Here is a 17,446-nt window from a genome sequence, read left to right as displayed (position 1 = left end):
CCTCAGGATGTTCAATGTTTAGATCAATTCCCATGCGTGTTGTCGGGCTGGCCGTGGTGCTGGCCGCCGCTGCCGGTTGTTCCTCGAAGAAAGCCGCCATCTACGAGCATGAGAACTTCGACGACTCCGGAACGTTCTCGCGCAATTACCCGGTGACCGATAAGCAGTCCTGTGAGGCCGCCCGTCGGGCTTTGCTCAGCCAGGGTTACATCATCACCAGCGCCGATCCGAAGCTGGTCAGTGGTCACAAGAGCTTCCAGCAGACTGGCGAGACCCACATGGAGATCAGCTTCAGCGTGGTTTGTGCCGATGATGGCAGCGAAGGGCACCATGCGACTGTGTTCGCCAACGCCCTGCAGGACCGTTATGCGCTGAAGAAGACCAACAACTCCGCCAGCCTCGGTGTCGGTGTGTTGGGCTCGGTCTCGATGCCGATCGGCTCGTCCGACGACTCGATGGTCAAGGTCGCCAGTGAAACCGTATCCTCGGCCAAGTTCTACGAACGTTTCTTTGCCTTGGTCGAGTTGTTCCTGCCACCGGAAGCGAAGAAGGCCGCGCATATTACCGAGAAGCCGAAGACTGATCTGGGTGTGCCTGAAGTCAAGGCTGCGCCGGCTCAGTTGGCGCCGATCCCGGCGGCAGAACCTGCGCCTGCCCCAGCGCCGGCAGTTGAGCCTGCACCAGCCACTTCGGAGCCTGTCGCACCACCTGCTGACAGCGCGCCGATTACCCCGGCGCAGAGCAGCGAGCCGAGTTCGTCCACCGAAACAGTGGCTCCACCGGCGGATTCAAGCACTATGCCGGCACCGACCGAGCCAATTTCGGCCATGCCTGTCTCCGGCCAGTAATTGACCGATGTTATGGGATCGGGTCAAACGACTTCGATTCCGTAACACCTTCCAAGATTGATCCACATCAAGTCGAGCCGTATTCCTACAGCTCGTATCGAAAAAATCCTGTGATAAATTCCTGACCACCTGCTACGTTTTATTTAGTAGCGACGTAGTGTCGTACCAGCGTCATTTTTCTTTCATACGGGCACTTTATGCTCAGGGCGCTGGTCATTTATTCAGGCAATTTTTTCAACAAGCGATGGGGGTTTTAATAATGGACGATTATCAAGAAGAACTGCTCGAGTATCAGGCGTTTGAACTGGACCCGCTGGAACCGGCCGAAGACGCTACCGAGTTGTAAACCGGTTTACGACTGCTGCGCAGCCGAACGGGGGCAAGCCCCCTCGCCACAAAAGATCTCCTACGCGGATTGGCGATGACTGCGGCGAAACTCGCCAGGGGTCTGGCCGTTCCAGCGTTTGAAGGCCCGTTGAAAGGCTTCGGCTGAGGCAAACCCCAGCAGGTAGGCGATTTCCCCGAACGCCAGTTCGGTGTCGCGGATGTAGGTCATGGCGAGGTCGCGACGTGTGTCGTTGAGAATTGCACGAAATTGCGTGCCTTCCTCGGCGAGTTTGCGACGCAAGGTCCAGGTTGGCAGCTTCAGGCGTGCCGCCACTTCCTCCAGGTCGGGTTCCCGGCCACCATTGAGCAACGGCCCCAGTAACTGAGTGATACGTTCACGCAGGCTACGGGTGCGTGTCAGTTGCTCCAGTTCCCGCTCACACAGTTGCAACAGGTGCCGCCAAGTGCTCGGGCAGTGCTGCGGGTTGCGCTGGGAGAGGCTGTCCAGGCTCAGGCGCAGTTGATTCTGTTCGGCGCCAAACTGAATCGGACAATCCCCCAGTACGGCGTAGGCCTCGCGGTAATCCGGCGCCTGGAATTCGATCTCGATCCGTTCGGCGCGTAGCGGGGCAGGGCTTACGCTGGACAATTGCTGCAACCAGCCGGCGATGATCGAATCCACCACGAAGCGGTTGTAGGCGTTGTAGGGGCTGATGGAATAGAACCGCAACCAAGCGCCTTGGGCGTCTTCATGAAAGCTCGACTGGCCGCGATAGTTGGAGCCGTACAGCGCTTCGAAGCGAATCAGGCAGCGCGCCGCTTCGCGCACGGTGGGGGCTTGGGCGGCGGTGACGCCGGCCAGGCCGGCCTGGCTCAGGCGACTGAGCTGGCCCATACGCAAGCCCAGTGCCGGATCGTCGGTCAGTTGAATGGCGCTGTGACCCAGGCGCATGTAGCGCGGGATCGAGAGACGGGCGCCGGCCTCGGCCAATCGCGCGGCGTCGAGACCGTACTGTTCGAGCAACGGTTGTGGGTCCAGGCCATGGCTGCGCACGGCGTCGGCCAGGCTATGGACGAAGCCCACCGACAAATCCCCGAGGCGCATCGGTTGCGGTTTCATCGCTTACAGCCAGAGGTTCAGCAAACGTGCGCCCCGGGCATCGCCACCGGCAAAATGCTGCCCGTTGCTGCTGAGGAAGCTTTGACCGGCGCTGCCCTTGTCCCAGAACTGACCGCGCAGGAACACGCTCATGCCGGCGATGGCCTGGCTGCCGGACGGTTGGGCGATCAGCGTCAGCCGATGCCAGGCCTGACCTTCACTGAGTTCGCCAGCCTTGAGGCTCACAGAATTCGGTGTGGACTGGCCTTTATAACCGCGCCACGGTTGATCCCAGGACCCGCGCCCGACGACGAACGCCGGGACCGCCACCAGTTGCGCGCCTTGATCGTCGAGTTTGCGATAGTTGTCGGGGTACCAGCTGTCGCTGCCGATCAGCACGCCCAGGCGTCCGGCCGGTGTATCGACGACGTTGATCGTGTGTTCGGAATTGGCTTCGACGGTGTCGCGTCCAGCGAAAGTCGGGTGCATTTGCCGCTGCGGCTGGCCGATCGGCAAACCGTCGCGACCGAACACTACGCTGCTGTTGTACAGCGCACCGCGGCCAATCTTCAGGATGCCGTCGCTGACGCTCGGTTCGGGCAACACGATGGAACCCGCCACCAGCGTGATGCGGAATTCTTTCGCCAGGCCGCCGAACAGCGCCTGGTAATCCCTGGCCATTTTTTTGGCCTTCATCCGCAAGTGCGCGTCGTCGAGGCGGCTGCCGCCCTCGGCGCTGATCAGGGCGCGGATGAACTGCAACGGGTTGCTCACCGCCAGCCAGTTCATGGCCTCCTTGAGCGTAGTGGCCTGGTACAACTCGTCTTTTTCGCCGCTGATCATCAGCCAGGTACCGACGTGTTCGGGCAGTACGACGATGGTCTTTTCATTCAGCAGGCCTTGATCCTGAGCCTTCTGCAAGTAGGCCGCGAGCTTGCGGTGCAGGCGTTCGGGGCTTTGGTAGTCGGTGGGGAACAGCTCCGGCTGGATACCCAGCAGATTGCCGCGATCGGCGGGAGTGCCCTGATCGACCGCGAGACTGATGCGCAGGTCCGACAGGTAATGACCCACCGGACGGTTCGCGGCCCACATTGCGTAGGTCGTGAGGGCGGCGATCAACGCCATGGAGAGGGTCAGGTACAAAAGTTTGCGCATGGGGAAACAGTCAACGGCCGTGTGCAGGGTCATGGCATTGCACTTAAAATTGAATCAAGAGTACCGTAATACAAGGAGTTAGAGGAGACATTGCTTCAGGGGCGAGATTTTTTTTTCGTTAAAATTGGAGTTTTAGCCGCGTACGTCACTGAAGTAAGAACTTGGCTCTGTACAAAAAGTGCCTGTGCGAGGCTTATCCCTACTGGACGCAGAAGGCCGGGGCGTGCCATTTCGAAGTGTCGATCTCGAGCTCAAGCTCGCGGCGATGGCATCCGCGAGTACGAGCGGAGCTCTTATTACTGCTGTCGCTGGAAATCTGAGTATGACAGCTGGGTAGGCATGCTGGCCGGGCTCAACAGGTGGCCGGGGCACAAACTAGTGGCGTGGAACTCGGCCCTCATCTACGACATGATCTTTACCCAGCCAATGATCTGCGAGTTTCTCAACCTCACGATGCCGAGCGTCTTTATGATTAGTGATGCCGACATTAGCGCCATCGGCAGTGACATTGCATCACCTGAGATCAAGGCGAAGATCGGCGATTACCATGTCGTAGACAAGCAGCCAGCCAGCTGATCACGGGGCGAGTTTGATCGAGATTGCAGGCGAAGGTTATGCATTGCAGATAGAAGATCCCGCACGCTTTAACAAGGTGTTGGTTGGAGAGCTGAACCGTAGTTAAGACAATGGCTGGCGAAATAAAAGCAAAACCCCGGAGGTTGGCCCTTCCGGCGTTTATTTTCTCCCTGCTCGCTGCTGGGAAGAGGACATCACTAAGTGTTATCGGAGCAGTGCTTCTCAATCATGTCGATGCGCGAAACTTCACTAGAGCTGCAGGTCGGCGTCTCGACCAGGGCTGCGTTAGTGTTGTGCAAGGCGGGCCATAAACCACCATCGATGGTGATGTAGATGCAGTCAGGATTGCTGCCTTTGCCGTACGGGATTTCATTCAATGCAACTGAGATTTAGGCCTGCTGAGGGCTTGGCGTTGATATTCGTTAACATCTGCAAACAATGCCTCCGATTCCAGACGTAGCCTCTTCACTTCCTCTGCAGACTGCGTTTCTTGCGCATCGTGGTAGGGGCGAAAGTCTGCATCGCTAGCGCCATCAATAGCTCGCCTGCAGTGATCTTGTCGACCATGCTCTGGTCTTCGCTGCTTTCTCTATCCCTGCTCATGTAATCCCCCGGTTTTTCAGCGTAAGCGGCAGGCCAAGGCACCTAGTTGTCGTACTTCGTCAGGTCAAGTGTGTGAGCTTTCATAATCAATAGTTAACCCACTGCGTTAACTATTTAGCTTTCGTAAGATCCAAACATTTAACGGATCCCAGAATTGTAGCTTCGGTAAAGTCTGACAGGTCGTTCGCGTATGTAGTTAGCGATCGCATCATCTGCCTCTTGTCTTTCGAATACGGCTACGCCACTAATATTGTCTGGGTGGTCGGCGGCCAATGGCTGAAGTTTCCCAAGCTCCAGTAGTTCTGAAATGACGGTTGTCGATATGTGCTTCGTGGAAGAAAGCTGAGTCAGTGTGGTGTACTTCTTAAAGTGTCTGTCGATAATTTTGGCACCATCGACAGTAATGTAAGTGTTGTGCAACGGTACGCTTGGGACAAACCCTGTCTTGAGGAATTGCGTGTGAATCAAATGGGTGTCGCATCCAGTTGCTGCCTTAACTTCCTGAACAGAGACATATCCTGTACGCCAAGCAATTGCCTCCCGTAAGCTTTTGGTGGTGCAATATGGCCTGCCTGTGCTATGTCGTATTTGCTTCGGCGCTACAAATACAACCTTCAGTATTCCGAGGTTACGAAGGGCTTTTACGTCCTTGATATCAACGTTTAGTTGTCTCGCAGCCTCCCCAAAAGTCACGTGGTCGCCAAAATCTCCCGTTGCCTTGATGATTGAAGCCGCCTGCCTATCCAAAAGGCTGCGCAACTCTTCCGAAAGGTGCTTGCGCTGATATACCAACAAACCGTGGGCATAGAGTGTGGTACGTACAACAATGGGTACTAGGCCGTATAGCAATTTACGTAATTTGTTGTTTGTTAATCCGCTTCTTCTCGCAATTTCCTCTCTCAAAACGTACTTGTCATTAAAGGCTTTGATTGATTCTAATGAAGTAGCGAGCCCGATGGGGGTGTTGAACTTGAAGCCTTTCAGTAGCCCGGTACTAATAAGGCGTCGAATGGTTTGGGGTGTGGTCTGAAGGATCTCCGCGGCGTTCTGGTGGCTCATTAACTCAAATTCGAGTTGTGGTACGGGCGGCTCATCCATCGATTCCCACTGGATATGCGGGAATGTATATAAAGATCTGCAGAGGTCAGGGCATTGGTAGGCCCGTTGCCTCACGGTTGGATCCTGATGCGGAGAGCGAATGCAATGGTGATCACTGCGCATCAACGCGGCACGTTCCTGCGAGGTGAAAATGAAGTTGAGTTCGCGGGCGCTGAATCTCAACTCTCCGCAGCGGCAATCTGCGGCATGGCTGTAGGGTTTGGATTGGCAGGCATTGTAGAAGTACTCTTGAGCGAACCTGCTCAGCGTGGGGTCCGGACTCAAGAGAAAAGGCGCCAAAAGCGCCCGCCGGTGCAGGCTCGGGAGTTGTCCCTGCAACTTTTCCATTTCAAGAAAAAAAGTTGGCTTATTACCGGTCGCAATATTGACGCAGCTCGCGATCAGTTGTGAACAAGATTCGGGGGCGCGACCGAAACGCACAGCTTGAATACTCGCCAACAACAATTGGAAAAATCCCTGGTTTCTTTCATCCAAAGCGCGGCTGAGTAACTCGCTCGTGCGTTTGTTGGACAAATTCAGAGGAGCCTGCCGTAGGTCAAATGTGCAAGGACAGTGATAGTCGTGTAACCGAAGCCAGTCGATTGGTTCCCTGCATTGGGGGCAGTGCTCGAGATACTGTTCGCCGTGTACCGGACAAGTGTCAGAAAAGCGGAAGACATGCAGTCGGTCCAGGAACCCATCACGGACGCAACCGGGACACAGTGCCAAGCGGTCCCTCAGCACTGCCTGGGGAAAGGCGACGCCGGCAATTTCGACATGGGTGCTCATACCGTACAGAACGGGTTGGTGGAAGCTGTTGAGAAGGGCGGCCCTCTCATCTGGTTCGAGTAAAGAGTGACTGCTGAGCAAGTTGCAGACGGAGGAGTCTTTACGTTGGGGATTGATGAAATTGCGCAGATTAAGATGTGTCCAAGCAGAGAAAATGCGCAGCGTCTGAAATCCGTTGCCGGTTCCGCAGCGAAATAGCAGAGAAATGACGCTTTCCCGAGGTTTGGGTAGAGGGTAAAAGATGAGCTTGCTCATTGTGTTCTCTCCTGCCGCTTCACGGCGCCGGCGAGGCTTTTTTTTAAGGCGCTGGTGGACATCTCGAAGGGATTCAAGGTGGTCAGCTTCGACGTTTTCACCTGCTTGGCAGCGATGACGAAGTCCGAAAGCAACAATTGACCGTCAGCGCGCTGCAGTGAATTTGCCAACGCCGCACACAATGTGTTGGCCAAGGCTCTAAAATTCCCCTCCGTCAGCACGTAGAACGCAAGAACCATCTTGTCATCGGTCAATGCGGGTATATCGTTGAAGCCCATCGTGGTAGTGAGCTCAGTGGCATAGGCACGAAGCACGCGGCTGTACTCATTCCAGCCTTCCGGGGTAGACAATGAGAACGGTCGTAGGCGTGCACGGTAGGGAAAGCGATCCGATAAAGCAGTGCACTGGCTGATGATCACCTCACATTCGGGCTCTCCGACCAGCAGGACTGCATGCTTGAATACATCGGTCAGGATCTTTACGAAATCCGCTGCGTTCTTGATGGCAGTCTCCGTGCCGCTTCGGAACAGGTGCGGCCACTCATCAAGCACGAGAAGTTCGGTTTGGCAACTTTCCAGCACTTTAAAGAGCTGATATTCCAAGGCTTCTTGGGATTGCCGCGGGGGGAACTCACCGAATTCCCTCAACAACCGGGCCGTGAGGGCTTTGACCGTTGCGTCCCGAGGCACGCGGCAGTAAATGACCGGCTTTATTTCGTGGATACCGTCCTCTCGCTTGATGCTGCTGGCAACCGGGAACTCTGACATGAGGTGGCTACATAGGCGAGTTTTACCCGTGCCTGAAAGACCCAGTAATATTCCCCCACTGTCCGCTCCCAGGATGCGCGTGGCCTCGATCGAACGGTGGAGTGTGTCCAACGCCTCGTTGTACACCGAATGGATCACCGTGAAGCCCTTGAACCGCCTGAGCTTCATCTCATTAGTCGGAGTCATCATCGTCCCCTGATCTGAGTGAATAGGTCGAGAAGTCGCTGCTGTCTAATGATTCCGGCCCGCGCAGCACTGAGCTCTCTTCCTGCGGTATGCGTGAGGGATGGGCCTTGGAATGTTTGGCAGCGACTTTACCCTTGTGTGCATGTTTGCAGGCTTCGATGTAGTCGTTGAGCGCGTACAGTTTGATGCATGCAATGTCCCCGTCGAACCGACGCTTTTCTGCCTTGAGTTGCTCCACCACGAGTTCATGCTCGCTGAGGGACAGGCCATTCTGGTAGTCAGGCCGGGTTGCGATGGCCGGGTGCCAATCCTGCGGCGTATCTGGGTGCGCGACCCAAACGGTCCCCAGGTCACAGGGGTTGAAATAAACAAGGGCTTGCTGCTTGGGTGCGAGCCGTTGGCGAACTTCGGGCAGTCCAGGGCCGAACCAGGTCAAATGCGACGTCTTCACACGGCCGCCGTCGATCCTCAGCCGCCAGACGCTCAGGCATCGCTGGTTTAACTCCTCTTCGCTGTACCGCTCGGCCGGCGGGGCGAGGGCGCTAAGCTGCGCCTTTTTCTCCGCAGGGCTGGTGTGCAGTTCGTCTTGCCAAGTGGCATGGTAAATGTCCAGCCACTGGGCAAAGGCGTTGCGAAACTGCTCCAAGGTCAGGCAGGCGCGCAATTTCGATGGGTAGTCACCGCGCTCGCGTGGTGAGCTTTTGGTGGTGCCCGGGAGGGTGTGACAAAAGCCCGTGTTCACCGTGCCGAAAAAACGCTCCATCATGGCTTTGGCGTCGGGATCACCGACGGGCACGTAATCGGGGTCGATGCCCAACGACTCGAACGTAGTAATGGCCCAGGTGTTAAAAACTTCCGAACCACGATCCGTGCCGATTCCGGCCATTTTGCCGTTTTTGATGATGGCACGGATGGTGGCGCGCATCATCTTCTCCGCGCAGGGTGCTCCGAAGGCAATATCCCAGCCTGAACACTCCCGATCGGCGGGGACAAGATGCGCGGACAAAATGGGGCGACCGGCCGGGTCACCGGCGGAGTCCACCAGTATCACGTCCATCTCCTGGCTGTCGAACAGGGTGCAGGCATAGGGATCATCGTCAACGTACAGGTGGCCGCTGAACTTGTTCAGCCGTTTGGCGGCCTTGGCCCCTTCACGCTCTTGCGCGACATAGTAGCGGTCCATGCACAACACCCGGCGCCGGAACGTAGCGTATGACGGCATGTTGATGGGCGTCGCATCATAGTGATGGCGCTCTTGGTTTTCCTTGGCAATGTGCCCTCTCAGCAGTTTGTACGCATGCATAAGCGACGGCCGCTCACGCCGGAGGTACACCGTCTTGATGTAATGCCGAATGAGTTCCTCGGTGGTTTCGGCTATCCGTTTTCGGCGCGCGCGCAACGGTTTCCTAAGCAGCGCTAGCGGGTTATGGTTGCTGCGCAGGTAGCGTTGTTTCCACTGCCATAAGGTGGTGACGCCAGGTGGGTGGTCATCGCCAATTTTCGCCGCGACTTGGCGAATCATGGCCTTCGCTGCGATGCGCGGTAGTCTGCCACCCAGTTGCTGCAAGTTCGCCTGGACGTAGGCCAGGCGGTGCTGAAACTTGCTTCGCTGGGCACCGCTCAGGGACGCCAACTGCGCCGCCGGACTGGTGTCGATAGCCGCGCGTTGATGCAGTACCAACTGGCCGCGTTGTTCCAAGATGGCGAACAAGTTGTGATCGAGAAAGCGCCGGTACTTGTGAATCAACGAGCACATGGCGATGCATCCATCGTTAATGCTGATGATCTCGTAGACCTGGCCGTCGAGTTTGTATTGCGCGCCGACTTTAGGTTCGCTGATGTGCATGGCCGCCTCCCATAATGGGCGTGTTGATGGTCAAGCGTTGGTTCAGATCAAAACTCAGCTGCCGATCAAACAACGCCTTGTAGAACGCCCGTTCGCGTACCTCGGAGGGGTGGGCGAGCAGCTCCCGCAGGGTCACCGGGTAGGACAGGGTCGGTAACAGCCGCAGGCAGCCGCCATACTCATCGGCGCTCACGTTGAAGGAGTGGAAATACAAAAATTTCAGATTTCTCAAGCGCGACGGCGGGCGGATGCTGGCGAGGTCGGCCCGTGCCAGGTAGCTGTTGGTTTCGCTCAGCAGCTGCTGGGCGGCGCGCAGCTTAGCCTTCCACAGCGTGGACACTTGCGAGAAGTCGACTTTGACCTCGGTGTAGTAATGCTCCTCCAAGGTCTCCACCAGAAAGTCGGGATGGTAGCGATGCAACCGCCCATCAATACGCAACTCCAGCTCTCCGGGTTGGCTGCAATATCGGACGACCGCCGGGTCGTACTCCAGATGGATACAGTAGTCAGCCTCAAGCGTACTGTGGCACACGACTTGTCCATGGATTTTGCGAGAAGGGAAGAACAACAGGTGCTTGCCGAAGGCGGCATTGACGGCTGGCCTGTGCAGCGCTGTTTGGTGGTCCATCGCGTACCTCCATCGGGAGTGGCTGCCCTCGCGTCTCGTACAACCGCACACGGCAGGTCCCGGCTAATGGGGTGTTGCGTCCCGACGTCGCGGGCCATGGCGTGTTTCCATGACAGAAGACCTATCTAAGGCCTACTCATGCTCTCGGCGCGGTCTCCGATACCTAATTGCGGTGGATCAGCCTCCGATGCCCTTTGAAATATCGAGTCAAGGGCTAAGACGTTGGCCTGCGCAGGCGATAAGCCGCTTACCAGTCGCCAGTCGGTGATGGTTTCGTTAAGTACGTCCAAGACAGTCGATAAGCAAACGGGGGGCACATCGGTTCCCGTAAGGCCTACCGCTAGAAAGCGGGATTCGATGACAAGGATTTTGGAGGAGTCAGAGTGAAATTCCGAACGCATGATGACGATCTCCACACGGTGCCCCGTTGGCAAGCCTCTTTGACGTGATGCCTGTTGGTCTGCACCGAGAGCTCACGCGTGCAGTTCAATGACGTCGGCACCAGGAGGCTTGGATAAGCGGTGCTCTATAGGCCTGTTGTGCCAGCGGGGTCAGCCTTTCTGATGTGGCTGAAGTGACCTTCAACCATTCCTTCGAGTCTTAGAACTCATCGTTATACATTGCAGTAATGTAGTTATTAGCTAATAAGGTCAGTGGTAAGTCCGATATATATTGAGCTTTTTTTTCGAATGATTGGGTTTGGCTAGGAGGTCATAAACTATTCTTAAGATGGCTCTAGAATCGCACTTCGCGCGAACAAAAGTTTGCGCATGCTTGCAGCAAACGTCCGGGTGTGTGGGGTCTCGGGAGTTTTAGGCCACTAAATGAAGCGGGTCTTAACTCGTCCAGTGGAATGTCGGAGGGTGTGACATGAGCCATCCGTTTCGTCGTGAGATCCAGAAACTCAGGGCTTTAGTCTTTGGCTATACTCTTTTTTTCATTGCTGGATATGAGTTGAACCGCGACTTTGCCATGTGGTGTGATCGTTGGTGGCGAGCACGACACCCCCACTCATCGGCCCGGTCCAAACCCAACACCAAATGGTTTGATCTATTGGAAGGAGCCTGGCCGCGCGACCCATGGCGCCGTGAACTGAAGGAAGACTTTCCCGCATTGAGGGGCGTTGAGGACAATCCGCTATGGACAGTACTCGCCTGGGAGGACATCCCATCCGATGCGGCAGACCTGTTCATTCAACGCGTACATATGAATGGCGCGCCGCTACATCCTTTCACCGAAAAGGGGATGGAGGCGTTGTGCGGATGTCCTGATTGGACACGGCTGGCTTATCTGGTTGCGCTGCTGCGCACGCGCGATCTGCGATACCTAACCCACAGGTTATGGCTGCGCAAGAACTTTTCCTGTTATGTAAAACTCGTGTGTCTGACGACGCCGTGCTGTGCCTGTAGCTCTGAACTCTATAGACGGTTGCATGAGCTCTATCTTCTCGGCCAGCTTGGTGAAGTGGACCACTGGCCGATGAACCTGCAAGCCTTCAACAAAGCATTGAGACGACACGAACTGTTGTGGGGCAGTCTGGAAAGAAAAAACTGGTTACACGAATGGGACGCCTTTGGTGTGACGATGCTCTGGCATGTAATGGCAGATCTTCAGTTAATAGCCTCGCGATTTGACCAAGGCCAAAACGACTGTCCGCGAGGGCTGTTGCAGCGTGTGCGCACAACCCTCACAAAACACAGTGAGACGGTAATCAAGCTGATTGACTGACGCCGGTTTCAAATTCGACAGTATTGCGCTCATTGCCAACCGGTTAGGCGACGGCTGACTTGCCCGCCGTTTGACCGTTAGGTGGAAGGCATCATTTGACGCAGGAGCGTTTGTAAAGCCTCGATCTGACGCGCTTGCTCACGCAACTGCCGGCGATCCTCACGGTGCTGCAGTAAATACGGTCTAACGCGCCCACGTAAGACGGCATGCTCGGCGATCAGCAGCTGTAGTTGCCCATTCACTATATCAAAGGTGCGTTGACAATCTTCTAGGGCATGGATTTGTTGACGTAAGTTTGCCTGCTGCGCTCGGTATTCATTGAGCAACCGTTCCTGCTCACGGTACACAGTGACCAATTCTTCCTGTTTGGCCAGTTGCGCATTTTGCAGGGTTCGCAGTTCCTGGCGTAACTGCTGGACTTGCTCGTCATGTCGACGCAGTTCCTGCCCGCGCAGGGACCGTTGTTCTTGTCGATAGTGCTCGAGTCCCTCCCGAGCATTTTGAAGTTTTTCCTCTAGCGACTCTACCCGGTGGGCCCGTTCTTCGAGTAGCTGTTGCTGGCCTGTTACGAGCTGTCGCAACCGTTGGTGTTCACCCTCACTGTCTTGTAACTGCTCGCGTAATTGTCGTTCGCATTGACGTTGCTCCTCCCGTTCGTGGGTCAGCTGGGTGATAGTGGTTAGTGATTGTTCTAGTCGTTCGCGTAGCTGCGCGCGTTCTTGCGCATACCCGGCCTGCTGGCGACCGACTGCCTCCCGCTCTTCGGCCACAGACGTCTGCGCTTGTTGAATCAGGCGCTCGGCTAGACTGTTAACCAATGACAGGACTTCCTCAGTCACCGGCGGCGACGTGGCGGCGCTGGCGCTATCGTTAAGTTCCTTTAGATAACGTTGGATGGTGCTTTTCGATCCAGTGTTGCCCAGTTCGACGCGTACCAGGTCAATGCTGGGATTTAGCCCACGCGCTAACAGGGCATCACGTGCGGCGTGTACCAGGGCTTTGTTGATACCACCACGGGCCATGTCAGGAGCTCCTGTAGGATTCCCGGTAGTGATGAAGTATGGCGCATACCGGATGACTTGTTTGAGCTCCAAGGGTGATGGGCACCGTTCACTGCAGACCTAGGAACGGCTGGGGCAGGGAGGAGGACAGATGTATGACCACAGTCGCAGAGCGTTACCTGCAAGCGGCGCGCCGCGAAAGTACCACCCGGCGCTACCAGCAGGCTTTGGCGCATTACGAGTCCGGCTGGGGCGGTTTTCTCCCAGCCTCCAGTGACAGCATCGTGCGCTACCTTGCTGAGCATGCTGAGCTGTCGATCAGCACCTTGCGTGGCCACCTCGCGGCCCTGGCGCGTTGGCATCAACTCCACGGATTTGTTGACCCGACCAAAGCCCCGCAGGTGCGTGACGTATTGCGTGGAATCCAAGCCTTGCACCCGCGCGAAGTCCGCCAAGCCAAGCCCTTGCAACTGCGCGAATTGGAACAGTGCGTGGCGGCCTTGGACCAGGAGGGGATGTCGCCCGATCTGCCGGTGCGCCTGCGCGCCGTCCGCGATCGGGCTTTGTTGTTGCTGGGCTTTTGGCGGGCCTTTCGCAGCGACGATCTGTGTCGCCTGCGAATTGAGACCAATCAGTTGGTGGTGGGCGAAGGGCTGAGCCTGTTTCTGTCCAGCAGCAAATCCGACCGGGATTTTCAGGGCCGAACCGTCAGCGTGCCGGCCTTAAAACGCCTATGTCCGGTCCAGGCGTACGAGGATTGGCTGATGCTCAGTCAATTGCAGGCGGGGCCGGTGTTCTGTGGCATTGACCGTTGGGGCCATCTCTCCACTGAGGCTCTACACCCTTACAGTGTGGCGCGGGTGTTGCGCCGGGCCCTGACGCGCGCCGGCGTCGCCGGCGAACGCTACAGCGGTCATTCGCTGCGCCGCGGCTTTGCGACTTGGGCCAGCCGCAATCATTGGAGCCCGAAAGCCTTGATGGAGTACGTAGGCTGGCGCGACGTGCACACGGCCATGCGCTATGTAGAGGCCGATGCGCCCTTCGGCGACTGGCGGCGTCGCGCAGAAGAGTCAAAATGACTGCGTAGAGAGGATTTCGTACTGAGCTACGCCCTACGTTATTACAGCTGTACAACAAAGCCAATTCACCCTTGAAGTGAGCGATTTAACAGGTGTGAGAAACCAAGATTCTCAAACCTCAGCACGGTTTTTTCTCCGCGGGCCTTGATGGACGGTACGCCGAGGCGGAGAGGGGGGATTCACGAAAAGCACGGACCGATCCCAGAGATAGACTCAGTGTGCAGTCTTGGTAGGTGTAGGCTGTAGGTGATTTACCGGGCACAAAACTTCGTCGGAAGTCATCAAGCATAGAGCGGCTGGACCGTGCACCGCGCGTGCAAGGAGGAGAGCATGACGATGCCGAACGAGCGCCCCGCGCACTGATTCAGACTCGAGACTTTCTGATGGGGCTTGCAGAAAAATTCTGCGCTTTCAGATTCGATTCCACGTCAGGCTTAGAGAGGCGTTAGCTCATATTCCATTTGATGGGAAAGCATTTGGAGGAAGTGTTGATGGGTACTTCAACTGCGGCTCGACGTCCGGTAAAAAAGAAAAATGTCTCTCGAGAGGTGGCGATCGCTGCCTTTTGGCGATTCAGTTCCCATCGAGAGTCGCTGACGGATTACGAGAGGCTGCACCAAATAAGAGTAGGGTTTCCCGCTGACCTCATCCAGGTTGTTCGTTTGGCCTTCGACCTTCAAGACCGCCACTTGGAAACGCTGCTCAATGCATCAATTTCGACCCTTGAAAGACGACGGCGAGAGCAAAAGAGCCTTGATCCTGTCGCCTCCGAGCGTTTGGACAGAATTGCTACGCTCAGTCGCTTGGCCGAGGCGATATTTGAGACACAAGTGACAGCCACACAGTGGATGTCGGCGCCGAATAAAGCGCTCGGTGGGACCGCACCGATCATGCTCTGCGAAACAGAGCTAGGAGCTAAACAAGTTCGTCGTATTCTTCAGGCCCTTGAGTGGGGTGGTGCAACCTGATGGAAGGCGTTGGCAATCAGCTAGGGCGAAATGTGCGACCGGTCTTCGGGGATTCATCCTGGGGAATCCGACGGGTCGGTATTGCCATGGTCGACCAACCACTGCAAGTCGAGTGTTGGGAGAAAAACGAAAGTTTCATCGAGACCCGCTTCCGCGGTGTCAGCTAAATGACTGAGCAGGTACTGATTTTCGGCTTTTCCTTTAGGGGGACGCGGGAGCGTGTTTGCCTAACGGTTTCGATTATAGGTGCGACTCGTTGCACCGCACGTGAGGGCTGTATGACGCTACGCTCTAGAACACCATTCACAAGGTGCCTCAGTTATGTTTACAACCTTCAGCTGTAGACAAGCTCGCCGGCGACTCCGACGCCTTTTTGCGCTGGTCGCCCAGGGTCACAGTTTCGTCATAACCAAGAACGGGCGAGCAATTTGTAGGTTGGAGGGCACCGAAGCGATTCAGGTTGATCATGGCACCTCCTGCAAGGCCTCATTGTGATGCCTACTAGACGTGTCTACGCAACTTGGGAGTAAGCGCCCGTCCAGCTCACCTTGCATAGTTTAAGGTGAGTTCCCACTTGCGCCGTAAGCCCAACCTTCCCTAGCCAATCTAGAGGTGTTTAACGTATTCGCTCAGAGCAGATGAGATTGACAGCCGATTTCTGCCTGTCGCCACCATCTCTTTGGGTCGACTTCGACTACTCGTGATACTGAGAAACCAAATGACGACGCGGCTCATCGCGCGCTGGTTGATGCGTCGCATTGTTTCTCCACTTTGCACTTAAATATCAGCTCTAAGGGAAAGGAATCCTTCCTCTAAATGCATAAATCACCCGCAAGGACAACATTTCTTTACTTAATCCTAAAGCTTTACGCGCAGCGTAAGCTGCGCGCTTAGGTACGAAATGCCGCCGCCGAACCACCCGAATGCATCGAAACTCACCAGTATTCCCACAGTGAAGACCGGCAAAAAACGGCCAAGAGCGGACAAACTAGAGGCAAATAGATGGCGTTGACCTGCTACGCTGAATCCTCACAGTAGTGTGGGCTTGCCGTCATCCATGCTCACTTCTTGCTGCGTACTAATAAGCAACACTAAGGGGAATCCTGATGAATTTGCTGACAGCACTCCAGTATGGGGCCCCTGGCCTTTCCGGCGTCATGCTAATACTGGCATTCAGGATGATCCAGACCGAACAACGAAGAACGACACCCCGGCAAGCAATCCTCCGATACACAATAGTATTCATGGCTTTCGCGTTCTCTCTTCTTGCTGCGAACATATTTCTTCAAATCATTGAGCGCCAGAAAGAGACCATTGAGCGCCAGGCGGACGCAGAATGCGCAGGGGTCTTGAATGCGCTGCGTGCAACTATTGCAGGCAAGGAACTGTATGAGTTCGAACAACCGAATCCAGACCACAGCAAACTACAAGCAACTATTATCGCCTTGAAAACTCAATCCGAAAAATCGCTGGAAGCTTGTGGAGTGTTACATTGACAGTGCTTAACCAAGGTTAAATCACTCTCTGGAACCGGGTTTAGCCGGGGCCTAAGTCTAACGTTATATTTATCGAAGGCCACATATGGACAATAAAGAAATGGCAAGAGAAATCGCTAAGTCAGCACAAGCCTTTGCTGAGGCGATCGATTTCGACAAACTAATTAAAGATGGCCTCCTAATAAGGAAAGGCAAATCATTTTATGCCACTGACTTAAAGGCACTCCCAGAAACTGTATCAAGGCGTATTAAAGAAATTTCGGCGACTAAAGATGGCTTGAGAGTAAGTTTTTATAAAGAATCCAAATCGCTTAAAAAACTCGCAAGTCAGTTAAGTGGTTACCTTGAGTAAAAACATAACAATGCGCTCACTCGGGACTTCCTCGCGCCAGCCATTCATAAATGGTATCAATGTCTGCGAAGGACCGTGTGCGGCCCGGTCGCCAAGGGAACGATGTAGATTTTTGTCGTTTCTGGCCGGGGTTTCTCCGGGGAAACAAACAGTCCAGGTAAAGGGTTGAATGGCATGGTTTGGCGTACGGTTTGCCCCATTTTTGCCCCATGCACCACTGGCCTCCCAGTGCTAGCCACCATGATGGATTGGGTCTAACAGTCCTCCAACGCCCCAGCCAGACTGGCTAGACCGCTGCAAATTCTTCGCTTGGTAGCAATTTCTAAGCAAGCTGTAATTACTACCTCACATTGGCACAGCCGGTACTATGCTTGTGTTTTTTCTTGAAAGGAGTCGAGGTCATGCCGAGTGATTATTCACTATCGGATGTACTGGAAAGGCTGTACGAAAACCAGCAGGCTCTGCAGGCAGCCATTATGGAGCTGACCCTCCTGGTTGAGGAGCAAGGGGCGCAGGAAGTGGGCGGAAATGTCCGTGGAGCACTGTGGACCATGGGTGAAAACGCCGGCCATATCAAACAAGGCATGGCGCGATTGAAGAAATTGGACATCGGTTAACCGATCGCACACAAAAGGCCAGTCGACA

16 protein-coding genes and 1 pseudogene are annotated in these 17,446 nt (G+C 55.5%); 8 read left to right on the top strand and 9 right to left on the bottom strand.

Going from position 1 to position 17,446, the window contains the following annotated elements:
• Positions 1-14 precede the first annotated feature (14 nt).
• Positions 15-848 carry a DUF2242 domain-containing protein gene (locus tag PSH88_RS20540; protein ID WP_305422312.1) on the top strand — a complete coding sequence of 278 codons (834 nt, stop codon included), beginning with the start codon at positions 15-17 and terminating at the stop codon, positions 846-848.
• Positions 849-1,254: 406 nt separating this feature from the next.
• On the opposite strand, the gene PSH88_RS20535 is transcribed toward PSH88_RS20540, so the two are convergent.
• Positions 1,255-2,295 (bottom strand): AraC family transcriptional regulator, encoded by a 1,041-nt coding sequence (locus PSH88_RS20535; RefSeq protein WP_305422311.1) that lies wholly within the window; start codon positions 2,293-2,295, stop codon positions 1,255-1,257.
• Between the two features lie 3 nt (positions 2,296-2,298).
• Positions 2,299-3,429 (bottom strand): carbon-nitrogen hydrolase family protein, encoded by a 1,131-nt coding sequence (locus PSH88_RS20530; RefSeq protein WP_305422310.1) that lies wholly within the window; start codon positions 3,427-3,429, stop codon positions 2,299-2,301.
• A 178-nt stretch (positions 3,430-3,607) separates the two neighbouring features.
• On the opposite strand from PSH88_RS20530, the pseudogene PSH88_RS20525 reads away from it, so the two are divergent.
• Positions 3,608-4,111: pseudogene (locus PSH88_RS20525) on the top strand (alpha/beta fold hydrolase); the annotation flags it as partial.
• A 359-nt stretch (positions 4,112-4,470) separates the two neighbouring features.
• Here the strand turns inward: PSH88_RS20525 and PSH88_RS20520 are convergent.
• The 5 genes from PSH88_RS20520 to PSH88_RS20500 all read right to left on the bottom strand — a co-directional run bounded on the left by PSH88_RS20520 (position 4,471) and on the right by PSH88_RS20500 (position 10,177).
• A complete protein-coding gene (locus PSH88_RS20520; RefSeq protein WP_305422309.1) occupies positions 4,471-4,608 on the bottom strand; it encodes a hypothetical protein in 138 nt (45 codons plus the stop codon).
• Between the two features lie 138 nt (positions 4,609-4,746).
• The gene (locus PSH88_RS20515; protein ID WP_305422308.1) at positions 4,747-6,750 is read right to left on the bottom strand and encodes a TniQ family protein; all 2,004 of its coding nucleotides are present in this window, start codon (positions 6,748-6,750) and stop codon (positions 4,747-4,749) included.
• Positions 6,747-7,706 (bottom strand): TniB family NTP-binding protein, encoded by a 960-nt coding sequence (locus PSH88_RS20510; protein WP_305483350.1) that lies wholly within the window; start codon positions 7,704-7,706, stop codon positions 6,747-6,749. The genes PSH88_RS20515 and PSH88_RS20510 overlap by 4 nt, the downstream gene beginning before the upstream one ends.
• Positions 7,690-9,549, bottom strand: coding sequence for a DNA-binding domain-containing protein (locus PSH88_RS20505; protein ID WP_305422305.1), 1,860 nt, complete (start codon positions 9,547-9,549; stop codon positions 7,690-7,692). The genes PSH88_RS20510 and PSH88_RS20505 overlap by 17 nt, the downstream gene beginning before the upstream one ends.
• Complete coding sequence (locus PSH88_RS20500; protein WP_305422303.1) at positions 9,530-10,177, bottom strand: hypothetical protein; 648 nt, start codon at positions 10,175-10,177, stop codon at positions 9,530-9,532. The genes PSH88_RS20505 and PSH88_RS20500 overlap by 20 nt, the downstream gene beginning before the upstream one ends.
• 870 nt (positions 10,178-11,047) lie before the next feature.
• Here PSH88_RS20500 and PSH88_RS20495 point away from each other — a divergent pair.
• Positions 11,048-11,905 (top strand): hypothetical protein, encoded by an 858-nt coding sequence (locus tag PSH88_RS20495; protein ID WP_305422301.1) that lies wholly within the window; start codon positions 11,048-11,050, stop codon positions 11,903-11,905.
• Positions 11,906-11,982: 77 nt separating this feature from the next.
• Here the strand turns inward: PSH88_RS20495 and PSH88_RS20490 are convergent, their stop codons facing one another.
• Positions 11,983-12,927 carry a DNA-binding protein gene (locus PSH88_RS20490; protein ID WP_305422299.1) on the bottom strand — a complete coding sequence of 315 codons (945 nt, stop codon included), beginning with the start codon at positions 12,925-12,927 and terminating at the stop codon, positions 11,983-11,985.
• A 134-nt stretch (positions 12,928-13,061) separates the two neighbouring features.
• Here PSH88_RS20490 and PSH88_RS20485 point away from each other — a divergent pair, with 134 nt between their 5' ends.
• Positions 13,062-13,985, top strand: a complete 924-nt coding sequence (locus PSH88_RS20485) for a site-specific integrase (protein ID WP_305422297.1) — start codon at positions 13,062-13,064, stop codon at positions 13,983-13,985.
• Positions 13,986-14,476: 491 nt separating this feature from the next.
• Positions 14,477-14,953, top strand: a complete 477-nt coding sequence (locus tag PSH88_RS20480) for an Xre family toxin-antitoxin system antitoxin (RefSeq protein ID WP_305422295.1) — start codon at positions 14,477-14,479, stop codon at positions 14,951-14,953.
• Between the two features lie 315 nt (positions 14,954-15,268).
• Here PSH88_RS20480 and PSH88_RS20475 read toward each other — a convergent pair whose 3' ends face one another.
• Entirely contained in the window at positions 15,269-15,421 is a 153-nt protein-coding gene (locus PSH88_RS20475) for a hypothetical protein (RefSeq protein WP_305422294.1), read from the bottom strand.
• Positions 15,422-16,059: 638 nt separating this feature from the next.
• Here PSH88_RS20475 and PSH88_RS20470 point away from each other — a divergent pair.
• From PSH88_RS20470 to PSH88_RS20460, 3 genes are all read left to right on the top strand, one after another.
• The gene (locus PSH88_RS20470) at positions 16,060-16,449 is read left to right on the top strand and encodes a hypothetical protein (protein ID WP_305422293.1); all 390 of its coding nucleotides are present in this window, start codon (positions 16,060-16,062) and stop codon (positions 16,447-16,449) included.
• 85 nt (positions 16,450-16,534) lie between these two features.
• Positions 16,535-16,801: a hypothetical protein gene (locus PSH88_RS20465; protein WP_305483348.1), complete on the top strand. Its 267-nt coding sequence runs from the start codon at positions 16,535-16,537 to the stop codon at positions 16,799-16,801.
• Between the two features lie 401 nt (positions 16,802-17,202).
• Positions 17,203-17,418 (top strand): hypothetical protein, encoded by a 216-nt coding sequence (locus tag PSH88_RS20460; protein WP_305422291.1) that lies wholly within the window; start codon positions 17,203-17,205, stop codon positions 17,416-17,418.
• Positions 17,419-17,446: the final 28 nt, after the last annotated feature.

It is taken from the genome of Pseudomonas wuhanensis, from assembly GCF_030687395.1.
In the GTDB taxonomy this organism is placed as follows: Bacteria; Pseudomonadota; Gammaproteobacteria; order Pseudomonadales; family Pseudomonadaceae; genus Aquipseudomonas; species Aquipseudomonas wuhanensis.
This window is presented reverse-complemented; position numbering and strand designations above follow the sequence as displayed.